The 18,379-nt window shown below is 67.9% G+C and carries 19 protein-coding genes and 1 riboswitch; of the genes, 7 read left to right on the forward strand and 12 right to left on the reverse strand.

Annotation, left to right across the window (positions count from 1 at the left end):
• Positions 1-42: 42 nt before the first annotated feature.
• Together AC1DD3_RS14565 and AC1DD3_RS14570 are read right to left on the reverse strand one after the other, a co-directional pair.
• Positions 43-1,332, reverse strand: coding sequence for an MFS transporter (locus tag AC1DD3_RS14565; protein ID WP_230119813.1), 1,290 nt, complete (start codon positions 1,330-1,332; stop codon positions 43-45).
• Between the two features lie 25 nt (positions 1,333-1,357).
• Positions 1,358-2,635 (reverse strand): M20 metallopeptidase family protein, encoded by a 1,278-nt coding sequence (locus tag AC1DD3_RS14570; protein WP_230119812.1) that lies wholly within the window; start codon positions 2,633-2,635, stop codon positions 1,358-1,360.
• A 132-nt stretch (positions 2,636-2,767) separates the two neighbouring features.
• Between AC1DD3_RS14570 and AC1DD3_RS14575 the strand changes: the two genes are divergently transcribed.
• Both AC1DD3_RS14575 and AC1DD3_RS14580 read left to right on the forward strand, forming a co-directional pair.
• The gene (locus AC1DD3_RS14575; RefSeq protein ID WP_476881988.1) at positions 2,768-3,802 is read left to right on the forward strand and encodes an Lrp/AsnC ligand binding domain-containing protein; all 1,035 of its coding nucleotides are present in this window, start codon (positions 2,768-2,770) and stop codon (positions 3,800-3,802) included.
• Positions 3,803-3,871: 69 nt separating this feature from the next.
• Entirely contained in the window at positions 3,872-5,233 is a 1,362-nt protein-coding gene (locus AC1DD3_RS14580; protein ID WP_230119810.1) for an MFS transporter, read from the forward strand.
• Between the two features lie 12 nt (positions 5,234-5,245).
• Here the strand turns inward: AC1DD3_RS14580 and AC1DD3_RS14585 are convergent, their stop codons facing one another.
• Genes AC1DD3_RS14585 through AC1DD3_RS14605 form a run of 5 tightly spaced genes read right to left on the reverse strand, consistent with a single transcriptional unit; the run spans position 5,246 to position 9,634 of the window.
• On the reverse strand, positions 5,246-5,980 hold the full coding sequence (locus tag AC1DD3_RS14585; protein WP_476881989.1) for an SAM-dependent methyltransferase: 735 nt from the start codon (positions 5,978-5,980) through the stop codon (positions 5,246-5,248).
• Positions 5,981-5,984: 4 nt separating this feature from the next.
• Positions 5,985-6,380, reverse strand: coding sequence for a DUF1801 domain-containing protein (locus AC1DD3_RS14590; protein ID WP_230119809.1), 396 nt, complete (start codon positions 6,378-6,380; stop codon positions 5,985-5,987).
• 40 nt (positions 6,381-6,420) lie between these two features.
• On the reverse strand, positions 6,421-6,777 hold the full coding sequence (locus tag AC1DD3_RS14595) for a Rieske (2Fe-2S) protein (protein ID WP_230119808.1): 357 nt from the start codon (positions 6,775-6,777) through the stop codon (positions 6,421-6,423).
• Entirely contained in the window at positions 6,774-9,287 is a 2,514-nt protein-coding gene (gene nirB, locus AC1DD3_RS14600; protein WP_230119807.1) for a nitrite reductase large subunit NirB, read from the reverse strand. The genes AC1DD3_RS14595 and nirB overlap by 4 nt, the downstream gene beginning before the upstream one ends.
• Positions 9,287-9,634 (reverse strand): molybdopterin oxidoreductase, encoded by a 348-nt coding sequence (locus tag AC1DD3_RS14605; protein ID WP_230119806.1) that lies wholly within the window; start codon positions 9,632-9,634, stop codon positions 9,287-9,289. The genes nirB and AC1DD3_RS14605 overlap by 1 nt, the downstream gene beginning before the upstream one ends.
• Before the next feature lie 427 nt (positions 9,635-10,061).
• Here AC1DD3_RS14605 and AC1DD3_RS14610 point away from each other — a divergent pair, with 427 nt between their 5' ends.
• Positions 10,062-11,963 carry a DEAD/DEAH box helicase gene (locus AC1DD3_RS14610; protein ID WP_230119805.1) on the forward strand — a complete coding sequence of 634 codons (1,902 nt, stop codon included), beginning with the start codon at positions 10,062-10,064 and terminating at the stop codon, positions 11,961-11,963.
• A 90-nt stretch (positions 11,964-12,053) separates the two neighbouring features.
• Here the strand turns inward: AC1DD3_RS14610 and AC1DD3_RS14615 are convergent, their stop codons facing one another.
• The 5 genes from AC1DD3_RS14615 to AC1DD3_RS14635 all read right to left on the reverse strand — a co-directional run bounded on the left by AC1DD3_RS14615 (position 12,054) and on the right by AC1DD3_RS14635 (position 15,449).
• Positions 12,054-12,704 (reverse strand): MBL fold metallo-hydrolase, encoded by a 651-nt coding sequence (locus AC1DD3_RS14615; protein ID WP_476881990.1) that lies wholly within the window; start codon positions 12,702-12,704, stop codon positions 12,054-12,056.
• Positions 12,705-12,822: 118 nt separating this feature from the next.
• A complete protein-coding gene (locus tag AC1DD3_RS14620) occupies positions 12,823-13,827 on the reverse strand; it encodes an aldo/keto reductase (RefSeq protein WP_230119803.1) in 1,005 nt (334 codons plus the stop codon).
• Positions 13,828-13,926: 99 nt separating this feature from the next.
• The gene (locus AC1DD3_RS14625; RefSeq protein WP_230119802.1) at positions 13,927-14,298 is read right to left on the reverse strand and encodes a DMT family transporter; all 372 of its coding nucleotides are present in this window, start codon (positions 14,296-14,298) and stop codon (positions 13,927-13,929) included.
• Entirely contained in the window at positions 14,298-14,621 is a 324-nt protein-coding gene (locus tag AC1DD3_RS14630; RefSeq protein WP_230119801.1) for a DMT family transporter, read from the reverse strand. Before AC1DD3_RS14630 ends, AC1DD3_RS14625 begins: the two co-directional genes overlap by 1 nt.
• Before the next feature lie 9 nt (positions 14,622-14,630).
• Positions 14,631-14,697: riboswitch (guanidine-III (ykkC-III) riboswitch) on the reverse strand.
• Between the two features lie 83 nt (positions 14,698-14,780).
• Positions 14,781-15,449, reverse strand: a complete 669-nt coding sequence (locus AC1DD3_RS14635) for a HutD/Ves family protein (protein ID WP_230119800.1) — start codon at positions 15,447-15,449, stop codon at positions 14,781-14,783.
• 149 nt (positions 15,450-15,598) lie between these two features.
• Between AC1DD3_RS14635 and AC1DD3_RS14640 the strand changes: the two genes are divergently transcribed.
• The 4 genes from AC1DD3_RS14640 to AC1DD3_RS14655 are packed head-to-tail and all read left to right on the forward strand — an operon-like array spanning position 15,599 to position 18,372.
• Positions 15,599-16,195, forward strand: coding sequence for a phosphoribosylanthranilate isomerase (locus AC1DD3_RS14640; RefSeq protein WP_476881991.1), 597 nt, complete (start codon positions 15,599-15,601; stop codon positions 16,193-16,195).
• A 25-nt stretch (positions 16,196-16,220) separates the two neighbouring features.
• Positions 16,221-17,432: an MFS transporter gene (locus AC1DD3_RS14645; RefSeq protein WP_476881992.1), complete on the forward strand. Its 1,212-nt coding sequence runs from the start codon at positions 16,221-16,223 to the stop codon at positions 17,430-17,432.
• Entirely contained in the window at positions 17,432-17,833 is a 402-nt protein-coding gene (locus tag AC1DD3_RS14650; protein WP_230119797.1) for a YccF domain-containing protein, read from the forward strand. Before AC1DD3_RS14645 ends, AC1DD3_RS14650 begins: the two co-directional genes overlap by 1 nt.
• A 47-nt stretch (positions 17,834-17,880) precedes the next feature.
• On the forward strand, positions 17,881-18,372 hold the full coding sequence (locus AC1DD3_RS14655; protein WP_476881993.1) for an SRPBCC family protein: 492 nt from the start codon (positions 17,881-17,883) through the stop codon (positions 18,370-18,372).
• Positions 18,373-18,379 lie beyond the last annotated feature (7 nt).

Here is an 18,379-nt window from a genome sequence, read left to right on the forward strand (position 1 = left end):
AAGCCTGCCTGGACCAAGCTCAACCAGCGGATTGCCAGCTGGCTAGTGCGTCAGGTCCTTGCCCTTGGTCTCGGGGATGGTGAAGATGAACGCCGCGCTGATCGCCAGAAGCACCACCGCATAAACGTTGAACAGGTTGGGCAGCTGGAGCGTCGTGCCAAGCCACTGCTGCAGGTAGGGAGCTGTTCCGCCGAACACCGCCACGCAGATGGAATACGGCACACCCACGCCCACGGTCCGGATGCTGGTGGGGAACAGCTCCGCGTAGACGGCGGGCACAATGGCCGCGCTCGCGGCGATGAAGATGAGCATCACGGACATGCTGACCGCCAGCTGCCAGGCAGAATCCTTCAGCAGCCAGGTCATGGGGAAGTGCATCACGGCCGCACCGATGGCGCCGGCCCACAGGACCTTCTTGCGGCCGATCCGGTCGGACAGCTTGCCCCAGAACGGCAGGGCGGCGATGAACACGATGTTGCCGACCACGCCGGCCCACAGCGCTTCGCCGCGGTCGATCTTCAGGGCGGTGGTGGCATAGCTCGGCGCCACCACACCCCAGATGTAATAGATCACCGTGAGGCCGACCGTCAGCCCGATGACCTGCAGCGCCTGCTTGCGGTAACGGACAATCTGCGGCCAGATCGGCGCGCGCTTCTCGGTGGTTGTCTCGCCTTCGAACACGTCCGACTCGTGCAGCCTGGACCGCATGATGAGCGCGTACAGGCCCATGGCGGCGCCGATCAGGAACGGAATGCGCCAGCCCCAGGCGTTCATGACCTCGGTACTCAGCGCCATGTTCAGGACCGCCCCCAGCAGCGTCCCAAACAGGATGCCCACCGTGCCCGAGGTGTAGATCAGCGTCGCCCAGAAGCCGCGGCGCTCCTTGGGTGCCATCTCGGACAGATACGTTTGCGACGACGGCAGCTCGCCTCCGTGCGCCAGGCCCTGAACAAGCCGGGCCACCAGGAGCATGAGTGAAGCCCACGCGCCGACGCTGGCAAACGTCGGCGCAACGCCGATCATTAGGCTGCCCAGAGACGCCAGCCCGACGGCGAGCGTCATGGAGGTCTTGCGGCCCACCCTGTCGCCGATCCAGCCGAAGAGGAACCCGCCGAACGGCCGGGCCACAAAGCCGACAGCGAAGATCGCCAAGGTGGACAGCACCGCCGACGCCGGATCCGCCTTGCTGAACAGCTGGCTGGCGATGAATGGGGTGAACGTGGCGTAGATGGCCCAGTCGTACCATTCGACTGCGTTGCCGATGCCTGTGCCGATGATGGTCTTCGCGGTGGACGCTCGGCCCGTGCGCTGCTGATTAAAGGTGGTGGTCATGGTTCTCTTCCTCAGGTGGGCGGGGCTAGGAGGCCGAGGCGGCGGCCGGAACGGCGGAGGCGCGGGCGGGGGACGCCGCCGCAGACAGCGTGGCCAGCCGCGAAACGGCGAGTTCGGCATAGAGCGCGGCCCCGTCAGCCAGCACGCCGTCGTCGAACGTTGCGTACGGTGAGTGGTTGAACGGGGAGGTGGCGTGGTCCGCATCCCGGGGCACGGCGCTCAGGCCGATGAAGGTGCCGGGCACCTCGGCGAGCACCCGGGAGAAGTCCTCGGAGCCGCTGAGCGGGGTGGCCCAGCGCGCGAGCCGCGATTCGCCGAAGAGGCCCGCGATGACGTTCTCGGCCGTGTGCGTTTCGTCCTCGTCCGTGATGGTGAGGGGGTATTCCTGCTGGTAGTCGACGTCCACGTCGAGCCCGTGTGCGGCGGCGATACCCTTGAGCAGACGAGGCACAGCGTCCATCATCTTCTGCCGGGACTCTTCGGAGAACGTCCGGATCGTGGCCTCGATGCGCGCCGTTTCCGGGATGACGTTGCGCTTGGTGCCGGCGTGGAGCACGCCCACGGACAGAACCACCGGATCGAACATGTTGAACTGCCGGGTGACCATGACCTGCAGGGCCGTCACCATTTCGGCCGCCGCCGTGACGGGGTCCTTGGCCGAATGCGGGGCTGAGCCATGGCCTCCGGCGCCCAGCACGGTGACCACCAGCCCGTCGGAGGAGCTGAGCATGACGCCCGGCTTCGTGCAGAACGTGCCGTGGGGCTCGAGGGAGGAGAAGACGTGCATGCCGTAGGCGGCGTCCACCCGGCGGCCGGGTGCGTCCAGAACGCCCTCACGGATCATGTAGCTCGCACCGTCGAAGCCCTCCTCGCCCGGCTGGAACATCAGCACCACGTCGCCGGCCAGCTGGTCCCGGCGTTCTGCCAGCAGCGTGGCGGCTCCTGCCAGCATGGACGTGTGGAGGTCGTGGCCGCACGCGTGCATGGCGCCGTCGATGGTGGAGGTGTACTGGACGCCGGTCTTCTCCTGGACTGGCAGCCCGTCCATGTCCGCGCGGAGGAGGACTGCGGGCCGGTCAGCCCCGGTGGTGCCGGCGGCGCCGGGTGAGCCGCCGCGCAGGACCGCGGTGACGGACGTCGTGTCCTTGCCCAGGGTGATCTCGAAGGGCAGCCCGTCCAAGGCCTTGAGGACCTTTTCCTGCGTCCGCGGCAGCTCCAGGCCGATCTCCGGCTCCCGGTGCAAGTCGTGGCGGAGCCTGGCGAGGTCTCCCTGCAGTTCCTGGGCATCGGCGGCAATTGGCACGTGCACTCCTTGTCTTCGGTTTTATGCTCGGTGCGTCTATTCTGAAGTGGCCTGCTTCACACTCCGAAGAAGTGCTGGAAGAATGCATTTGTATTGGATTATCTGCAGGATTCATGCAGGACGGAGGCTCATTTGGAGCTCAGCGAGGATGACCTGGTTCTCATCAACGCCCTGCAGATCGCGCCCCGGCTCAGCTGGGCGGATGCATCCGGGGTTCTGGGCGTTCACGCCACGACGCTTGCCAACCGGTGGGAGCGGCTGCGCTCCGGCGGGGCCTCGTGGGTGACGGCCCATCTCATCGGCGACCCCAAGCAGATGTGCCTCGCCTTCGTGGCCGTGGACTGCGAGATGAACCGCCGGGAACGTGTCACGGCCAGCCTGGCGGCGATGCCGGAGATCGTCACGGTGGAGGAGGCCGCCAGCAACCGCGACCTGATGCTCACCGTCATTACCCGGTCGCTGGAGGAATTCAGCACCAATGTGGTGTCCCGGCTGAAAGACATCGAGGGCCTGGTGAAGTACCAGACGGCACTGTGCACCCGGCTGCACACCGGCGGCGATGCCTGGCGGCTCAACGTGCTGAGCCGGGCGCAACAGGCGGCTCTTCGGGAACTCGCGCGCCCCGCTGGTCCCGGCACCGAGCGCCAGGGCGCCGCCCGGGAACCGCTGCCCGCGAGCCACCTGGATCTGCTTCCGTACCTGGCCAAGGATGGGCGCGCAACCGCGGCAGACATCGCGCGCGCCCTGGGCCGCAATCCTGCCACTGTGCAGCGCCAGCTGAACCGCGTGCTCGCCAGCGGAATCCTGTCCTTGCGGTGCGAGGTGGCGCAGCGGTACTCGTCCTACCCGGTCACCTGCCAGTGGTTTGTCAACGTTCCGGCCGGCCAGCATGAGGCCGCCGCCGCGGAGATCCGGACCATCCGGAACGTGCGCCTCAGCGCCTCGACCACGGGGCCCACCAATTTCGTGATCATCATGTGGCTCCAGTCGCTGGCCGACGTCATGACCGCCGAAGTCGCCCTGCAGCAGAAGGTCCCGGGCATCGAGCTGGTCGAAAGCGTCGTCATGCTCAGCACCGTGAAGCGGGTCGGCTGGTTGCTTAACAAGGACTCCACGGCGAGCGGCGCGGTCGTCGTCGATGCCGGGGGCCTCGAGCTCGCGTATTAGCCCGCGGGTTCCCAGCGCAGCGGACCTGTGCCGGGTGCGTTGCGCCGCCTCGTGTGGCATGCTGTCGCCGTGCACGAATCCGCCCCGCCACTTTCCGCAGCACCCGCCGCAGGGATCCTCCGGCACCCCTATCTCCTAGTGACCGTCGGCTCGTGCGCCCTGGTGTTCCTGGCCGCCTTCGAATCGCTGGCCGTGACCACCATCATGCCGATCGTCAGCCGCGAGCTCGACGGGGCAAGCCTGTACGCCCTGGCGTTTGCCGGCCCGCTGGCCACCGGGGTGATCGGCATGGTGGGCGCCGGCAACTGGTCCGACCGGCGGGGTCCTCTGGCGCCGCTGTACGCTTCCGTGGCCGTGTTCGTTCTGGGGCTGCTGATTGCGGGCACGTCCGGCAGCATGGCCGTCCTGGTCGCTGGCAGGCTGGTCCAGGGCCTGGGCGGCGGCGCCATGACCGTGGCCCTCTACGTGGTGGTGGCCCGCGCCTATCCGCCCGAGCTTCATCCTAAAATCTTCGCCGCGTTCTCCGCAGCGTGGGTCATCCCGTCCCTGGTGGGGCCGTTTGCCGCCGGACTCGTGGCGCAGCTGGCCGGCTGGCAGTGGGTGTTCCTCGGCGTGGTGGCCCTCGTTGTCCCCGCCCTGGCCATGCTGGTCCCGGCGCTGCGCGGGGTCCGGTCGGGACCGGAGGAGCAGCTGGCACCGTGGGCCTTCGGGCGGCTGGCCTGGGCTGCCCTCGCCGCCATCGCGGTATTGGGCCTGAACCTGTCCTCCCGGATTCCGGTGGCCGGCGCGCTCGTCGCGGCTGCCGCCGTCGTGGTTGCCCTGCTGGCCGTCAGGCCATTGGTGCCCCGCGGAACCCTGACCGCCCGCCGCGGGCTGCCCAGCGTGATCCTTACCCGGGGACTGGCGTCGGCCGCGTTCTTCGGCGCCGAAGTCTACCTGCCGTACCTGCTGGTGGACCGCTACGCCTTCTCGCCCACCTTCGCCGGACTCACGCTGACCGGGGGAGCTCTCGCCTGGGCCGCGGCCTCCGGTATCCAGGGTCGCCTCGGCGGACGGCTGCCGAGCCCGGTCGCGGTCCGGATCGGTTCGCTGCTGGTGCTGTCCGCGATAGTCCTCGCCCTGGTGACCACCGCCTTCGGCTGGCCGGCCGCCATCGCGATCGCCGGCTGGATCCTTGCCGGCGGCGGCATGGGACTGATGTATCCGCGGCTGAGCGTTATGACGCTCGCGCTCTCGACGCCGGACACGGAAGGCTTCAACAGCTCGGCGATGTCCATTTCCGATTCCCTCGGCGGTGCCCTCGCCCTCGCCACCACCGGCATCGTGTTCACCGCGTTTACGACGACGGCGGCATCGTTCGCCGGGGTGTTCGCCCTGACGGCCGCGGTCGCCGCAGCCGCTGTGGCCATTGCACCCCGGGTGGCCGACTAGCGCCGGAGCCTGTTAGAGGCGGGGGAGCACTTTGTAGGCGTCTGCCCGGGTGGCGCGCAGCACGGCGTCGGCCAGGAGCGCCATCTGTCCGTCCGGGCCGGTGGCCTCGCGTTCCCTGGCCTCAGCCACGTCCACCCGCCATTCCGGCGCCGTCAGCCTGAGCTCGGACACGAGCTCCTCCGCCGTGAAAAACCGTCCCGCCGCGTGGCCCGCTCCGCCGTCGTCGGAATGGCTATGACCGGACCAGGGTGGCAACCCCTCCGGATGGTGCCCCACGATCAGCAGTGTGCCGCCCGGCCGCACCGCGCCCGCGGCAATCCGGTGGGACCGCTGCCACGGCATTTCCGTGGAGTGCAGGAACTGCGCGGAGACGAGGTCAAACTGTTCCTGCGGTTTCCACGTCTCCAGGTCCTGCCGCAGCCAGGTGATGCGGCGGCCCGCCTCTAATTCCGCTGCATGCGCGGCGGCCCGTTCCAGCGCGACGGCGGACACGTCCACCGCGGTCACCGTCCAGCCCCGTCCGGCGAGCCACAGGGCATCGGCACCTTCGCCGCAGCCGAGGTCCAAAGCCGTTCCCGGTCTCAGCCCGGCCGTTTCAGCGACCAGTTGCGGGTTGGGCCGTCCGCTCCAGATGCGCGGACGGCTCCGGTACATTTCGTTCCAAAGGTGGGCGGCGCCGTCGTTCTTTGCCGCGTAGTGCTCTGCATTGGCGCCGTCCGCGGAATGCTGGTGGGAAGGTGAAGGCATCCGGTTATCCGCCGCTCTTGATCTTGCGCCAGCCGCCGGCGCGGTTGTTGGCGATGACAGCCCTGAACAGTTCCGTCAGGGCAGGTGCATTGATCGCTTCGCCTTCGTAGAAGGCCACCGTGCGGGCCGTCTTGTTCTCGTGTCCACCGGTGATGAGGTGGCCCGGGTCAGGCACGATCCCGCCGTCGTACAGGAAGACGTTGACGTGGTCCTTGGCCGCGAGGAGGGCGCAGATGTTGCCCTGGAGTTCAAAGTAGGGTTGCCGCGTGCGCTTGATGGTCTCCGTCACTTCCGGATCGGCGGCATGGACCAGCTCGCGGACTTCCCGGCACACCGCCTGCTGCCATTCGGGAAGCGCGCCAATGTAGGCGTCCACGCGCGGATCTGCGGTGTAGTCCATGGGGAACACCCTGCCACACAATCCGCAGTTGGAGACAGTGTCAGGGGAGCTGCAGGATGATGTTCCCCTCGCCGTCCGCGTGCACCGGATAGCTGCGCAGCGGGCCGGCTCCGGTGGTGGAGCAGCCGGTGTCCAGCTCGAAGGAGTGCTGGTGCAGGGGACACATCACCAGGGCCTGGTCGATGGTGCCGTCGGCTATGGGGCCGCCCTTGTGGGGGCAGACAGCGGAAAGCGCCCGGAGGGACCCGTCCCTGAGCCGGAATACCGCGATCTGCTCACCGTCGACGCCGAACGCGCGGCCCTCGCCGACGGGAACCTGGTCCAGCCGGCCGAGGACGTGCAGGCCGGCGCTCTGCCCGGCGTCGGAGAGTCCCGTTTTGGAGAGTCCCGTGCTCATCGGACCGGCACCTGGGGAAGAACCTCAAGCGGGAGCGAAGTGCGGAACTGGCCGGGGGTGAACGGATCGTCGCGTTCGGTCCAGGGGTCGACGTAGGCGTCGACGGACTCCTGCATGGCGGCGTCGAGCTGCGCGGCGATCCCTTCGGCGTCGTCCACGATCACCGACCGGAGGTGCTCAATGCCGACGCGCGGCACAAACGCGTACGTGCGCTCCAGCCAGTTGGCGCGCTCCCGGTAGTACTGCATGAAGCGGCCGGTCAGCAGCTTCACGGTCTCGGGGCTGTCCACGGTGGCAAGCAGGTCGCCCTTGCGGATGTGGGCCCCGGCCGCGCCGCCCACGTAGATCTCCCAGCGGCCGCCCTCCACGGCCACCACCCCCACGTCCTTCACCAGCGATTCGGCGCAGTTCCGCGGGCAGCCGGACACGGCCAGTTTCAGTTTCGCCGGCGACTCGATGCCTTGGAAGCGCGACTCGATCTCGATGCCCAGCCGGGTGGAATCGCCGGTCCCGTAGCGGCAGAACTCCTTGCCGACGCACGTCTTCACGGTCCGGAAGCTCTTGCCGTAGGCATAGCCGGACGGCATGTCGAGGTCGGCCCAGACCCTGGGCAGGTCCTCCTTGGGAACGCCGAGCAGGTCGATCCGCTGCCCACCGGTGAGCTTCACCATGGGAATCCTGTACTTGTCCGCGACGTCGGCAATCCGGCGGAGCTGCTCAGGGGATGTCACGCCGCCCTTCATCTGCGGCACCACCGAAAACGTGCCGTCCCGCTGGATATTGGCGTGGACCCGGTCGTTCACGAACCGGGCGTCACGCTCGTCGACGTATTCACCGGCCCACATCATCTTCAGCAGCGAGGCCAGGCCCATCTTGGATTTCGCATCCTCGGTTCCGCCGGGAGCCAGCGCGGCGAATACCGCAGACACCGAATGCAGATTCTGTTCGCGGATGGCCTTCATGAGGGCAGCCTTCTCCAGCGGCACGCCCGGCACGTAGTAGCTTGCCGCGGGATCTTCCGCCACGGCGCCGTCGGCGGCCCACTCCACCACCTGCCGGACCAGCAGTTTGCAGGAGCCGCAGCCCTTGCCCGCGCGCGTCGCGTCCATCACGCCGGCCAGCGTGTTGCAGCCGCCGGCCACGGTGTCCACCAGGGCCTGCTTGCTGACGCCGTTGCAGTTGCAGACCTGCGCGTCACCGCCCAGTTCGGCCACGCCCGCCTCCTCAGCCGGCCCGCCGACGTCGAACAGCAGCGAGACGCGTTCCTCCGGCAGCGGCAGCCCGCGGTCGAACGCCTGCGTCAGGTAGGCCACTTTGCGGCTGTCCCCGAGCAGCGTGGCACCCACGATCTTGCTGTCCCGGATCACGATGGACTTGAAGACTCCGCGGCTCGGCTCCGAGAACACCACGTGTTCGTCGGTGTCCCGTTCCGGGGCCTGCAGCCCCATGGAGGCGACGTCGACGCCGGCCACCTTGAGTTTCGTGGCCGTCCGGGTGCCCAGGTAGGCCGCTTTCGGATTGGCGCCCGTCACGTGGTCGGCCAGGACGGAGGCCTGCTCCCATAGCGGCGCCACGAGGCCGTACACCTCGCCGCGGTGCTGGACGCACTCGCCCACCGCGTAGATCTCGTCCTCATCCGGCACGCGCATCTGGTCGTCAACCACGATCGCCCGCTCCACCGGCAGGCCGCTCGTGACGGCCACCTCAACGTTGGGGCGGATGCCTGCCGCCACCACCACCATGTCGCAGCCGATGTCCGGCATGTCCCGCAGCCGGACGCCGCGCACCCTGTCATCGCCCAGGATGGCCGTGGTCCGGCTGCCCGTGTGGACCCTGATGCCGAGCGCTTCCACGCTTCGCCGCAGGACCGCGCCGCCGTCGGGCCCCATCTGGGCGTTCATCAGGTGACCTCCAGAGTGGACCACCTCGACGTCGATGCCGTGGCTTTGCAGCCCGCGCGCGGCTTCCAGCCCCAGGAGTCCGCCGCCGATCACCACTGCCCGGTGGTGGTGGTCCTGCTGGGCGTAGGAGACCATGCCGTGTGTGTCGTCGATCGTGCGGAACGCGAAAACGCCCGGCCGCAGCAGCCCTCCGGGGGTGTACAGTCCGTCCATCGGCGGCAGGTGCGAGCGGCTGCCCGTGGCAATGACCAGGACGTCGTACGGCGTGGCACGGCCGTCGTCCGAAAATACCAGCCTGGCGAAGCGGTCGATTTTTTCTGCCCGGACGCCCGCGTGCAGCGTGATGTCGTTCTCCCGGTACCAGGCCAGGGAATTGAGGAAGATATCGCCGGCGCTTTCCTCGCCGGAGAGGACGTGGCTGAGCATGATCCGGTTGTAGTTGCCGTACGGCTCGTCCCCGAACATGGTGATCCTGTACTGCACGCCGCCGCCGCGGGCCAGGATCTCTTCGACGGCCCGCGCCCCGGCCATGCCGTTGCCGATCACCACGAGCCGACGGCGGGAATCAACAGTTTTCGTCCGGGCGGACCGGCTCGCCACCGCTGTCATCAGTGCTCCACCATGCCCAGATCGACCACCACTGAACCGCTCACACCCGTGTCCGCCAGCAGCCTGAGTTCGATCAGCGAGCCGCCCTCGATGTCCTCCACCACGCGGAGCGGGACGTGGACATCGCTCTTTGCACCGATAGGGAAGTACCGCATGGGAATGCCGTCCCGCATCAGGACCACCGTGATCAGCTCCGGGGAGGAGTTACCGCCCCTGAAGTACAGCGTCTGGTTGATCACTCCGTCCGGAACGTAGTGCGACAGCTGGCTGTGGATGGGCACGGGCTTTTCCAGGCCGGCGCCGTCGAAGGGGAAGATGCCCTGGAGGAAGAGGTTCTTCAAGATCACGGTCAGATCCTTTCGGCAGAGAATCGCTGACCTGGTGGCGATCAGCCGGGCATACGACCATGGTGCTCCGGGGTTGTTTCGCGCTTCCGCGCGCGAGGTAATTTCCGTATAACACCTTCCTCACCACCGCCTGCTTTTCGGGCAGTGACCGGGAGCGGAGGCCGCAGATGGTAGACTGGTGGAACTTGATGTGCAGTGATGCCCACTTTGTTCCGGTCCATCAACCGGAATCCCGCTTAGGATCCGTCCGGCAGGGAGTGGGCTTTTTTCATGTGAGAGGCACATCCTGCGTCGATGAACGCTATTTGGTCCCAGCCGCAAAAACCGGCCGGTTGATCACCTGACTTTTCTTCGGCGACCCCCTGAGCCAACCGGCATCGGGGGCCGATATCCGCTTGGATACCGCCTGAAAGACCCTGATAAACACATGACTACTTTCGCTGCCCTCGGCACGCCCAAGGCACTCGCCGACACCCTGACAGCACAGGGGATCGAAACACCGTTCCCCATCCAGGTCAAGACCCTTCCGGACACCCTTGCCGGTCGCGACGTCCTGGGCCGCGGCCGCACCGGCTCCGGCAAGACCATTGCTTTCGCCATCCCGCTTGTAGCACGACTCGCTGAGCGGGAAGCCAAGCACTTCCGCAAGCCCGGCCGCCCCATGGGCCTCGTTCTTGCACCCACCCGTGAGCTGGCCACCCAGATCAACGCCACCATCGAGCCGATGGCCAAGGCCATGGGCCTGACCACCACCGTGATCTACGGCGGCATCTCCCAGGCCCGCCAGGAAAAGGCGCTGCGCGCCGGCGTCGACATCGTCATCGCCTGCCCGGGCCGCTTGGAGGACCTGATCCGCCAGCGCATCCTGACGCTCGAAGCCGTGGAGATCACCGTCCTGGACGAGGCAGACCACATGGCCGACCTCGGCTTCCTGCCCGTGGTCAAGAAGCTCATGGACATGACCCCGAGCCAGGGCCAGCGCCTGCTGTTCTCGGCCACCCTGGACAACGGCGTGGACAAGATCGTCCAGCGCTACCTGTCCAACCCGCTGACCCACTCCGTGGACGATCCGCAGGCCGCGGTGACCACCATGGAACACCACGTGCTGGTGGTCAACGACCAGACCGTCAAGAAGCAGCTGATCGTCGAGCTCGCCTCGGGCGCCGGCCGCCGGGTGCTCTTCATGCGCACCAAGCACCACGCCCGCAAGCTGGCCAAGACCCTGACAGACGCCGGCATCCCCGCCGTCGATCTGCACGGCAACCTGTCGCAGAACGCCCGTGACCGGAACCTGGCCGAGTTCTCCTCCGGTGACGTCCGCGTCCTGGTGGCCACCGACGTCGCCGCCCGCGGTGTCCACGTGGACGACGTCGAACTGGTCATCCACGTTGACCCGCCCACCGAGCACAAGGCTTACCTGCACCGCTCGGGCCGAACGGCACGCGCCGGTTCGGACGGCACCGTGGTCACGCTGACGCTCCCGGAGCAGCAGTCGGACGTCAAAAAGCTGATGAAGGCTGCCGGCGTCGAGGTCAACTTCGAGCGCGTCACCGCCAACTCGCCGCTGGTTGCAGAACTGGTGGGCGAAATGGCCGACAAGATCGATCCGCGCACCCGCGCCGCACTGCTCGCCGCGAAGGCGGCACAGCACGGCGGCGGCACCTCCACCGGTGCCAACGCCGAGCGCAAACGCGCACGCCGCCAGGCTCCACCCACCACGGGTGGCCGGGGCGGTCGCGGCGGACGCGGACGTGTTTCCGCCGAGGCTCCCCGCACCGATCTTCCCCGCGCCGAGCGCCGTGCCGCGGCCTACGAAGGCCAGGCTGCCGCACGGAACGCCGCAGACCGCGTCATCGAGCAAAACGAAGACCGGGCCCAGGCAGCAGCAGCTGCACGCCGCAACGCACGTGGCCGTGGCACGGCGTCCACGCACCGCAACGACGTTCCAGCAGCTGGTGGCCGTCCGTCGGCTGGCCGCGGTTCGGACGGACGTTCCGAATCCCGCATAACCCGCAGCGATGCTCCCCGTGGCGGCACCGGCCGTCCGGCGACCGGCGGCCAGCGCAGCGGACGCCCGGCAACAGGCCAGCGTGCCGCGGGAGCCCCTGCCGGCACCGGCGCCCGTACCGGCGGCGGCAACACCGGCGGCCAGCGCGCTGCCGGCGGTAACACCGGCGGCAACAAGGCTGTCTGGTCCTCCAACACTGGCGGCACCTCGGGTGGATCCTACGCAGGCGGCGGCAACGGCCGTTCCGGCGAAGGCCGTCCGGCACGCAGCGGCCCCCGCCGCGCCTCGGCTCCGGCTTCCAACGAACGCCGCAGCCGCTAAAAACCCGCACAACCACCATCGAGTGCTCCGTAACTGCCGTTTGGAGGGTTCATAACGGCAGTTCTGGAGCACTCGATGAGGTTTCAGGCCTCACCAGCCGCGGGCGCGCCACTCCTCCAGATGCGGACGCTCCGCGCCGAGGGTAGTGGGCTTGCCGTGGCCCGGGTGCACTATGGTGTCGTCCGGGTAGGCATCGAACAGCCGCTCGCTCACATCGGTGATGAGCTGGTTGAACCGTTCGGCATCCTTCTGGGTGTTGCCCACGCCGCCCGGGAACAGTGAATCGCCCGAAAAGATGTGGGCCGGGCCCTCCGGGTCCTGGTACACCAGTGCCACCGAGCCGGGGGTGTGCCCGCGCAGGTGCACTGCGGTCACGTCGAAGCCGTCGAAGTTGCCGACGTCCCCGTGGTCCAGCAGCACATCCACCGGCACCGGCAGTCCGGGGGCGTCATCCGTGCCGGCCGCCGTCTTGGCGCCGGTCGCAGCCACAAGCTCCGGAAGCGCACGGACATGGTCCCAGTGCTGGTGCGTGGTGGCAATCAGTGCCAGTTTGGGCGTTGCCGCTGTATCCGCTGCAGCGTCCGCGACCAGGCCCTGGATTGCGGGCAGGTCATCCGCGGCGTCGATCAACAGCTGCGCGCCGGACTCCTTGGCGGTGAGCAGATACACGTTGTTGTCCATCTCGCTGACAGAAATGCGGCGGATGGTGATGTTCCGGAGTGAATGAATGAGCGTGTCCATGCGCTTCAGTCTACGAAGGTTGAGCGCTGACGCTCTTGCAGGGCCGCCGCGCCCTCCGCGGATTCCACTATCGGAATGCGGAGGGGCGGCGTTTCTGCGTCTGCCGCCGGTGCGCCGCCTACTCGCGGCCCTGGGACACCCACTGCGGATCAGCGGACCGGGAGCCGACGACGGCGTCCGCGGCTGCGTCGAGCGTCTCCAGTTGCGTCGGGGTCAGTTCCAACGCAAGGGCGCCCAGGTTTTCGTCGATGCGGCGCGCTTTGCGCGTGCCGGGAATCGGGACGACCGGCAGGCCAAGGCGCGTGCCGTGGGCGAGCAGCCAGGCCAGCGCAACCTGTGCCGGCGAGGACGCCAGCTCCGACGCTACGGACTGCACTGCCGCCACGACTTGCTGGTTGGCGTCCAGCGCACCTTCGGCGAAGCGCGGGATCTTGCGCCGGAAGTCATTTTCACCCAGCTGCGAGGCGTCAACGGTTCCGGTGAGGAATCCCCGGCCCAGCGGCGAATACGGCACGAAGCCCACGCCAAGCTCGGCCGCTGCCGGAACCACGTTGCGTTCCACATCCCGGCTCCAGATGGACCATTCGCTCTGGACGGCGGCGATGGGGTGGATGGTGCTGGCCTCCCGGAGTTCATCGGCTGTTACTTCCGACAGGCCCAGGTGCCGGACCTTCCCCTGCTCCACCAGCTCCGCCATGGCGCCCACGGTTTCAGAGATCGGAACCCGGACGTCGCGGCGGTGCATGTAGTAGAGGTCGATGACGTCCGTGCCAAGCCGCTGCAGGCTGCGGTCCACGGCTGCCTTGACGTAGGCGGCATCCCCGCGGATGTCACTGTAGCCAGTGGACGGTGAGCCCACGAGGCCGAATTTGGTGGCCAGCTGGACCTCACCGCGGCGGTCACGGAGCAGCTGCGCGATCAGCTCTTCGTTGTTTCCGCCGCCGTAAATATCGGCGGTGTCGATGAAGCTGATGCCTGCGTCCACCGCATGGTGCAGGGTCCGGAGGGCTTCGGCCAGGTCCACCTCGCCGTACACGGGGGTGAGCGCCATACCGCCGAACCCCAGGGGGCTGACAGGGAGGCCGTCGCCCAGGTGCAACGATGCTGCCAGGTTGTTCGTCATCTCAATCTCCGTCTCCAGGGAAGTGCTGTCCCAGCCAAGAACCAAGGCGGCCGGGCAGGTATTCCGGCAGCCCGTTCCAGGACGCGCCGGGAGTGCCGCTCAAAGGTGGGGAGGTTCAGCGCCGGTGCTTGACGGCGCCGGAGGCAGCAGCTTCAGTCCCGCGGCACAACCGACGATCCCGGCGATGAACAGCACCTTGAGCACGCTGACAGGCTCGACGCCGGTGGCCATGGCCCAGCCGACCGTCAGCGCCGCGCCGATCCCCACCCAGACGGCGTAGGCCGTGCCGAGCGGGATGCGTTTCACCGCCAGGCCGAGGCCCAGCATGCTGAGCGTCGCCGCCGCGGCAAACACGAGCGAAGGCACCGGCCGGGTAAAACCTTCGGACAGCCCCAGCGCCGTCGCCCAGACCGCCTCAAGGACGGCGGAGGCCAGCAGGATGAGCCAGGCAGTGCCAGGTTTCGAGGTCATCACGCCACCACCTTCAGGCCAACCACGCAGGCGGCGATCCCGCCGAGCAGCAGCAGCCGGGCCGCCGTCGGCCGTTCAACCCTGGTGACAATCGCGTAAGCGGACGTCAGCACGACGCCCACGCCGACCCACACCGCGTAGGCGGTGCCGGTGGGAATGGACTGCATCGCGATGGCGAGGCCGCCCGTGCTGGCCAGGACCGAGGCGAGGAAAAGGGCTGCGGGGGCAATCCGGCGCCGGCCCGAAGACTGGAAGGTGCGGTGCAGCGCCGCCGCCCACACAGCCTCAAGGGCACCGGAGAAAATGAGAATGAACCACGACATGACAGATCCTTTGGCCAGTCTTGTCGCGTGCCGGGTACTGAACCGTCGTCCGGAGGTCCGCCGAACGGGACCTTGTGTTTCAGCCTAGCAACGCACGACGGCGGGTGGCCAGCTGGGTTGATTGGCCAGCTGGGTTGATTGACCAAGCGGGGCGGGTGGCTAGCCTACGACCGGGCCGGTGGACGCTGAGCCGCGGGATCCGGCATTGCTGGATCCGGCGTCGGGGGACACGGCATCGATGGACACCACGGCCAGGAACCCGCGTCCCAGGATTTCAGGCGTCCGCGCGTCTGAACCGACCACGGCGTCGTAGCGGCCGAGCGGCTCCGCGTCACCCGGACCGGCTTCCGGGCCGGCATCGTCCGGTTCCGTGCCAGGACTGACCGTCGCCTGGCCTTGGAGCAGGATGCCAAGCTGCCCCTCAAATACTGGATGTGCCCGCTTCTTGGAGAGCTCCACAATGGACGTGTACCCCTTGAAAGCGCCGGTCCGGGCGATGACGTTAAGGTCGCGGATGTCACCCGTGGGCAACGCGCCGGAGGCCGCCGCTTCGCCGGAGAAGCGGAAGGGCCGGTATTTCTCGAGCGGATGTTCGCCGCCGTCGACGGTCAGCAGCAGGAGCTCACCGTCGATGACCGTCAGCACGCGCTCCATGCCGGGGAAGGACGAGAAATCGCCGGCTTCGGCGACGTCGGCGATGCTGACTCGCCAGTCCCAGGCGCCGTCCTGTGCAGAGGCGGCCAGGGGATGGCTGGCCAGCTCCCGGGTCACCCCGCCGCCGTTGCGCCACGGTTGCGGTCTGAGGTCTGCGAAGCGAATGATCTCCATCCGCCCAGCCTAGCCGGGGCGGCGTCCGGCACGGCAGCCAACCGGCTGGACGTTGCCGGGTCTTTCGTTGCCCGCGGGTGGTGGCCCGCGTAAAGTCAGCGCTGTGAAACCACGCAACTGGGGGACACATCAACCAAAGGAGCCGGTGAATGTTCGTCAAAGTGTGCGGGTTGAGTACGCCTGAATCGATCCGGGAGGCAGTGGAGGCCGGAGCGGATGCGGTGGGCTTCGTACTGACCGCCAGCCCCAGGGTTGTCTCCCCGGCGCAGGTCATGCAGCTGCTCCGCAGCGTTCCCGAAAGCGTCGCCGCCATCGGCGTTTTCCGACACGAACCGGCCGGGGACGCCGTGGCCATAGCGCGCGCGGCCGGCCTGGAATGGATCCAGCTTCACGGCCGCCGCACCCCCGAGGACGTAAAGACAGCGCATGACGCCGGGATGAAGGTCATCCGGGCAGTCACCATGGATGACGCCCCGGACGCGTTCGGGAGCTGGGGCGAGGAGCTGCTCCTGGTCGATGCCGCCGTCCCCGGATCAGGCGAAAGCTGGGACTACGGCTCCATGCGCACCAAGGGCCTCGATGGCCGGAACTGGCTCCTCGCCGGCGGGCTGAACCCTGCAAACGTCGCAGAAGCGGCCCAAGCGGCGGGGGCGTGGGGCGTGGACGTCTCCTCCGGCGTCGAGAAGTCCCGGGGCGTCAAGGACCTGGCGAAAATCCGCGCGTTCGTGACGGCCGCGAAAGCCTGACAACGGCGTGGGCTCCTCTCCGGCTGTGATTGCCCAGGCGCCCTTGGCCCCGCTGTATGCGGCGGGTTTCGTTACGGCCTTTGGAGCCCACAGCGTTGCCGCGGGCCTGGGCGCGCAGAGCGGAAACATCGGCCTGACCCTGCTGAATCTGGGCGTTCTGCTCGCTGTCTATGACGTCTCCGAAGTCTTTCTCAAGCCCGTTTTCGGGGTGCTGAGCGACAGGGTTGGAGCCAAACCGGTCATTGTCGGCGGCCTGCTGGGCTTTGCCGTTCTTTCGCTGATCGGCCTCTGGGCCGCGGATCCGCTCCTGCTTGGCCTCGCCCGCCTAGGGCAGGGCGCCGCGGCTTCGGCGTTCTCGCCGGCCTCCTCGGCCATGGTGGCTCGGCTGACGGCGGGCAAGAGCGCCGGAACGGTGTTCGGCAGATACGGCTCGTGGAAGAGCCTGGGCTATGTGATCGGACCACTCCTGGGTGCCGGCCTGATCCTGGCGGGCGGTTTCGCATTGCTGTTCGCGGTGCTTTCGGTCTTGGCCGCGGGCACCGCTGTGTGGGTCATGGCGGCAGTGCCGCACCTTGCGCCGCTCCCGCGCCGGCGCTACACCGTGCTGGATCTGGCCCGGCAGGTTTCCGAGCGCAGCTTCCTGGTGCCAACCCTGGCGCTGGCGGCCTCCATGGGGGCCATGGGGGCAGCCATCGGATTCCTTCCTGCACTGGCCGTGAGGGACGGGCTCGATCCGCTGGCGGGCACGGCAGCTGTCAGCGTGCTGGCCGTCGCCTCGGTGCTGGTGCAGCCCCGGATAGGCCGGCTTCGTGACCGGCACCGGATCGGCGACGCCGTCGGCATGCGGGCGGGCCTGCTGCTCACCGCAGCCGGGGCCGCCCTCCTGGCGATCGCCCCGTCTCCCGTCACCGATTTCGTGGCTGCGGCAGCGATAGGCACCGGCGTGGGCGCCGCCACCCCATTGGGCTTTGCCCATCTGGCGGACGCCACTCCGCCGGAACGGATGGGACGGACCATGGGCTCAGCCGAACTCGGGCGCGAACTCGGCGACGCCGGCGGACCTCTCCTTCTCGGAGGAGTGGCCACCCTGGCCGGACTCCCGCTCGGCCTCGGCGTGCTCGCGCTGCTCGTTGCGGCTGCCAGCATCCCCACGTTGCGTTCAAGGTCGGTCAGTTCAGGGTTAAATCAGGGCGGACCCCGAGGCTCCAACAGCTCTTCGAGGGGCAGAATGGACTGATGAAGACACTTCTCAACATCATCTGGCTGGTGTTCGGCGGCCTCTGGCTGTCGATTGGCTACTTCCTTGCCGGCGTGGTCTGCTGCCTCCTGATCGTCACCATCCCGTGGGGCATCGCGTCGTTCCGGATCGCCTCGTACACGCTCTGGCCGTTCGGCCGCATGGTGGTGGACAAGCCGGGAGGAAACGGTGTGTTCGCCCTGCTGGGAAACGTAATCTGGCTGCTCGTAGCGGGCATCTGGATCGCCATCGGGCATGTGGTGACGGCGTTCGCCATGGCCGTCACCATCATCGGAATCCCGCTGGCCATCGCCAACCTCAAGCTCATCCCGGTCTCCCTCATGCCGCTGGGCAAGCAGATCGTTCCCACCAACACGCCCTTCGTCAGCAGCTACCGCTGACCGATTCAACAGTTCATGCAGCCCCACGGAAAGTGAGGAAGAGCCATATGTCTGAAGCCCAGACCACCAGATCGAAAAGCACGCCCACCGAGGAACCGATGCTGGTGATCACCCGCCACTTCGAGGCCCCGGCCAGCCGGGTATGGTCCGCCCTGACCGATCCTGACCAGGCGCCGTCCTGGTGGGGGCCGCACGGATTCCACACGCCGCGGGAGACCATCGAGACGGACTTCGAAGTAGGCGGCCGGTACCGGGCCTGCATGATCAAGGACGAGACCGGCGAGAAGTTGTGGTGGAGCGGCATCCACACACGGATCGACCCGCCTGCCGTCTTCGAATTCACCTATGCCTGGGACAACGAGGACGGCACCCGCGGCTACGAAACGGAAGTGGCCGTCGAACTCGAGGAAGAGCCCGGCGGCACCCGGATGACCTTCACGCAGGGCCCCTTCGAATCAGTGGAAAGCCGGGACGGGCACGGCGCCGGCTGGGGCGAGGCGTTCGACCGCCTGGCAAGCCACGTCAGGACTGACGGCTAACCGCCCA

This window comes from Arthrobacter sp. 05T444 (assembly GCF_056395905.1).

What these genes read in the sequence shown, in the direction of transcription:
- AC1DD3_RS14595 (WP_230119808.1), bottom strand. Translation starts at nt 6,777, where the DNA reads ATGAGCACGGGACTCTCCAAAACGGGACTCTCCGACGCCGGGCAGAGC.
- AC1DD3_RS14615 (WP_476881990.1), bottom strand. Translation starts at nt 12,704, where the DNA reads ATGGACACGCTCATTCATTCACTCCGGAACATCACCATCCGCCGCATT.
- AC1DD3_RS14635 (WP_230119800.1), bottom strand. Translation starts at nt 15,449, where the DNA reads ATGGAGATCATTCGCTTCGCAGACCTCAGACCGCAACCGTGGCGCAAC.
- AC1DD3_RS14640 (WP_476881991.1), top strand. Translation starts at nt 15,599, where the DNA reads ATGTTCGTCAAAGTGTGCGGGTTGAGTACGCCTGAATCGATCCGGGAG.
- AC1DD3_RS14590 (WP_230119809.1), bottom strand. Translation starts at nt 6,380, where the DNA reads ATGGACTACACCGCAGATCCGCGCGTGGACGCCTACATTGGCGCGCTT.
- AC1DD3_RS14655 (WP_476881993.1), top strand. Translation starts at nt 17,881, where the DNA reads ATGTCTGAAGCCCAGACCACCAGATCGAAAAGCACGCCCACCGAGGAA.
- AC1DD3_RS14650 (WP_230119797.1), top strand. Translation starts at nt 17,432, where the DNA reads ATGAAGACACTTCTCAACATCATCTGGCTGGTGTTCGGCGGCCTCTGG.
- AC1DD3_RS14565 (WP_230119813.1), bottom strand. Translation starts at nt 1,332, where the DNA reads ATGACCACCACCTTTAATCAGCAGCGCACGGGCCGAGCGTCCACCGCG.
- AC1DD3_RS14630 (WP_230119801.1), bottom strand. Translation starts at nt 14,621, where the DNA reads ATGTCGTGGTTCATTCTCATTTTCTCCGGTGCCCTTGAGGCTGTGTGG.
- nirB (WP_230119807.1), bottom strand. Translation starts at nt 9,287, where the DNA reads ATGACAGCGGTGGCGAGCCGGTCCGCCCGGACGAAAACTGTTGATTCC.
- AC1DD3_RS14625 (WP_230119802.1), bottom strand. Translation starts at nt 14,298, where the DNA reads ATGACCTCGAAACCTGGCACTGCCTGGCTCATCCTGCTGGCCTCCGCC.
- AC1DD3_RS14585 (WP_476881989.1), bottom strand. Translation starts at nt 5,980, where the DNA reads ATGCCTTCACCTTCCCACCAGCATTCCGCGGACGGCGCCAATGCAGAG.
- AC1DD3_RS14620 (WP_230119803.1), bottom strand. Translation starts at nt 13,827, where the DNA reads ATGACGAACAACCTGGCAGCATCGTTGCACCTGGGCGACGGCCTCCCT.
- AC1DD3_RS14610 (WP_230119805.1), top strand. Translation starts at nt 10,062, where the DNA reads ATGACTACTTTCGCTGCCCTCGGCACGCCCAAGGCACTCGCCGACACC.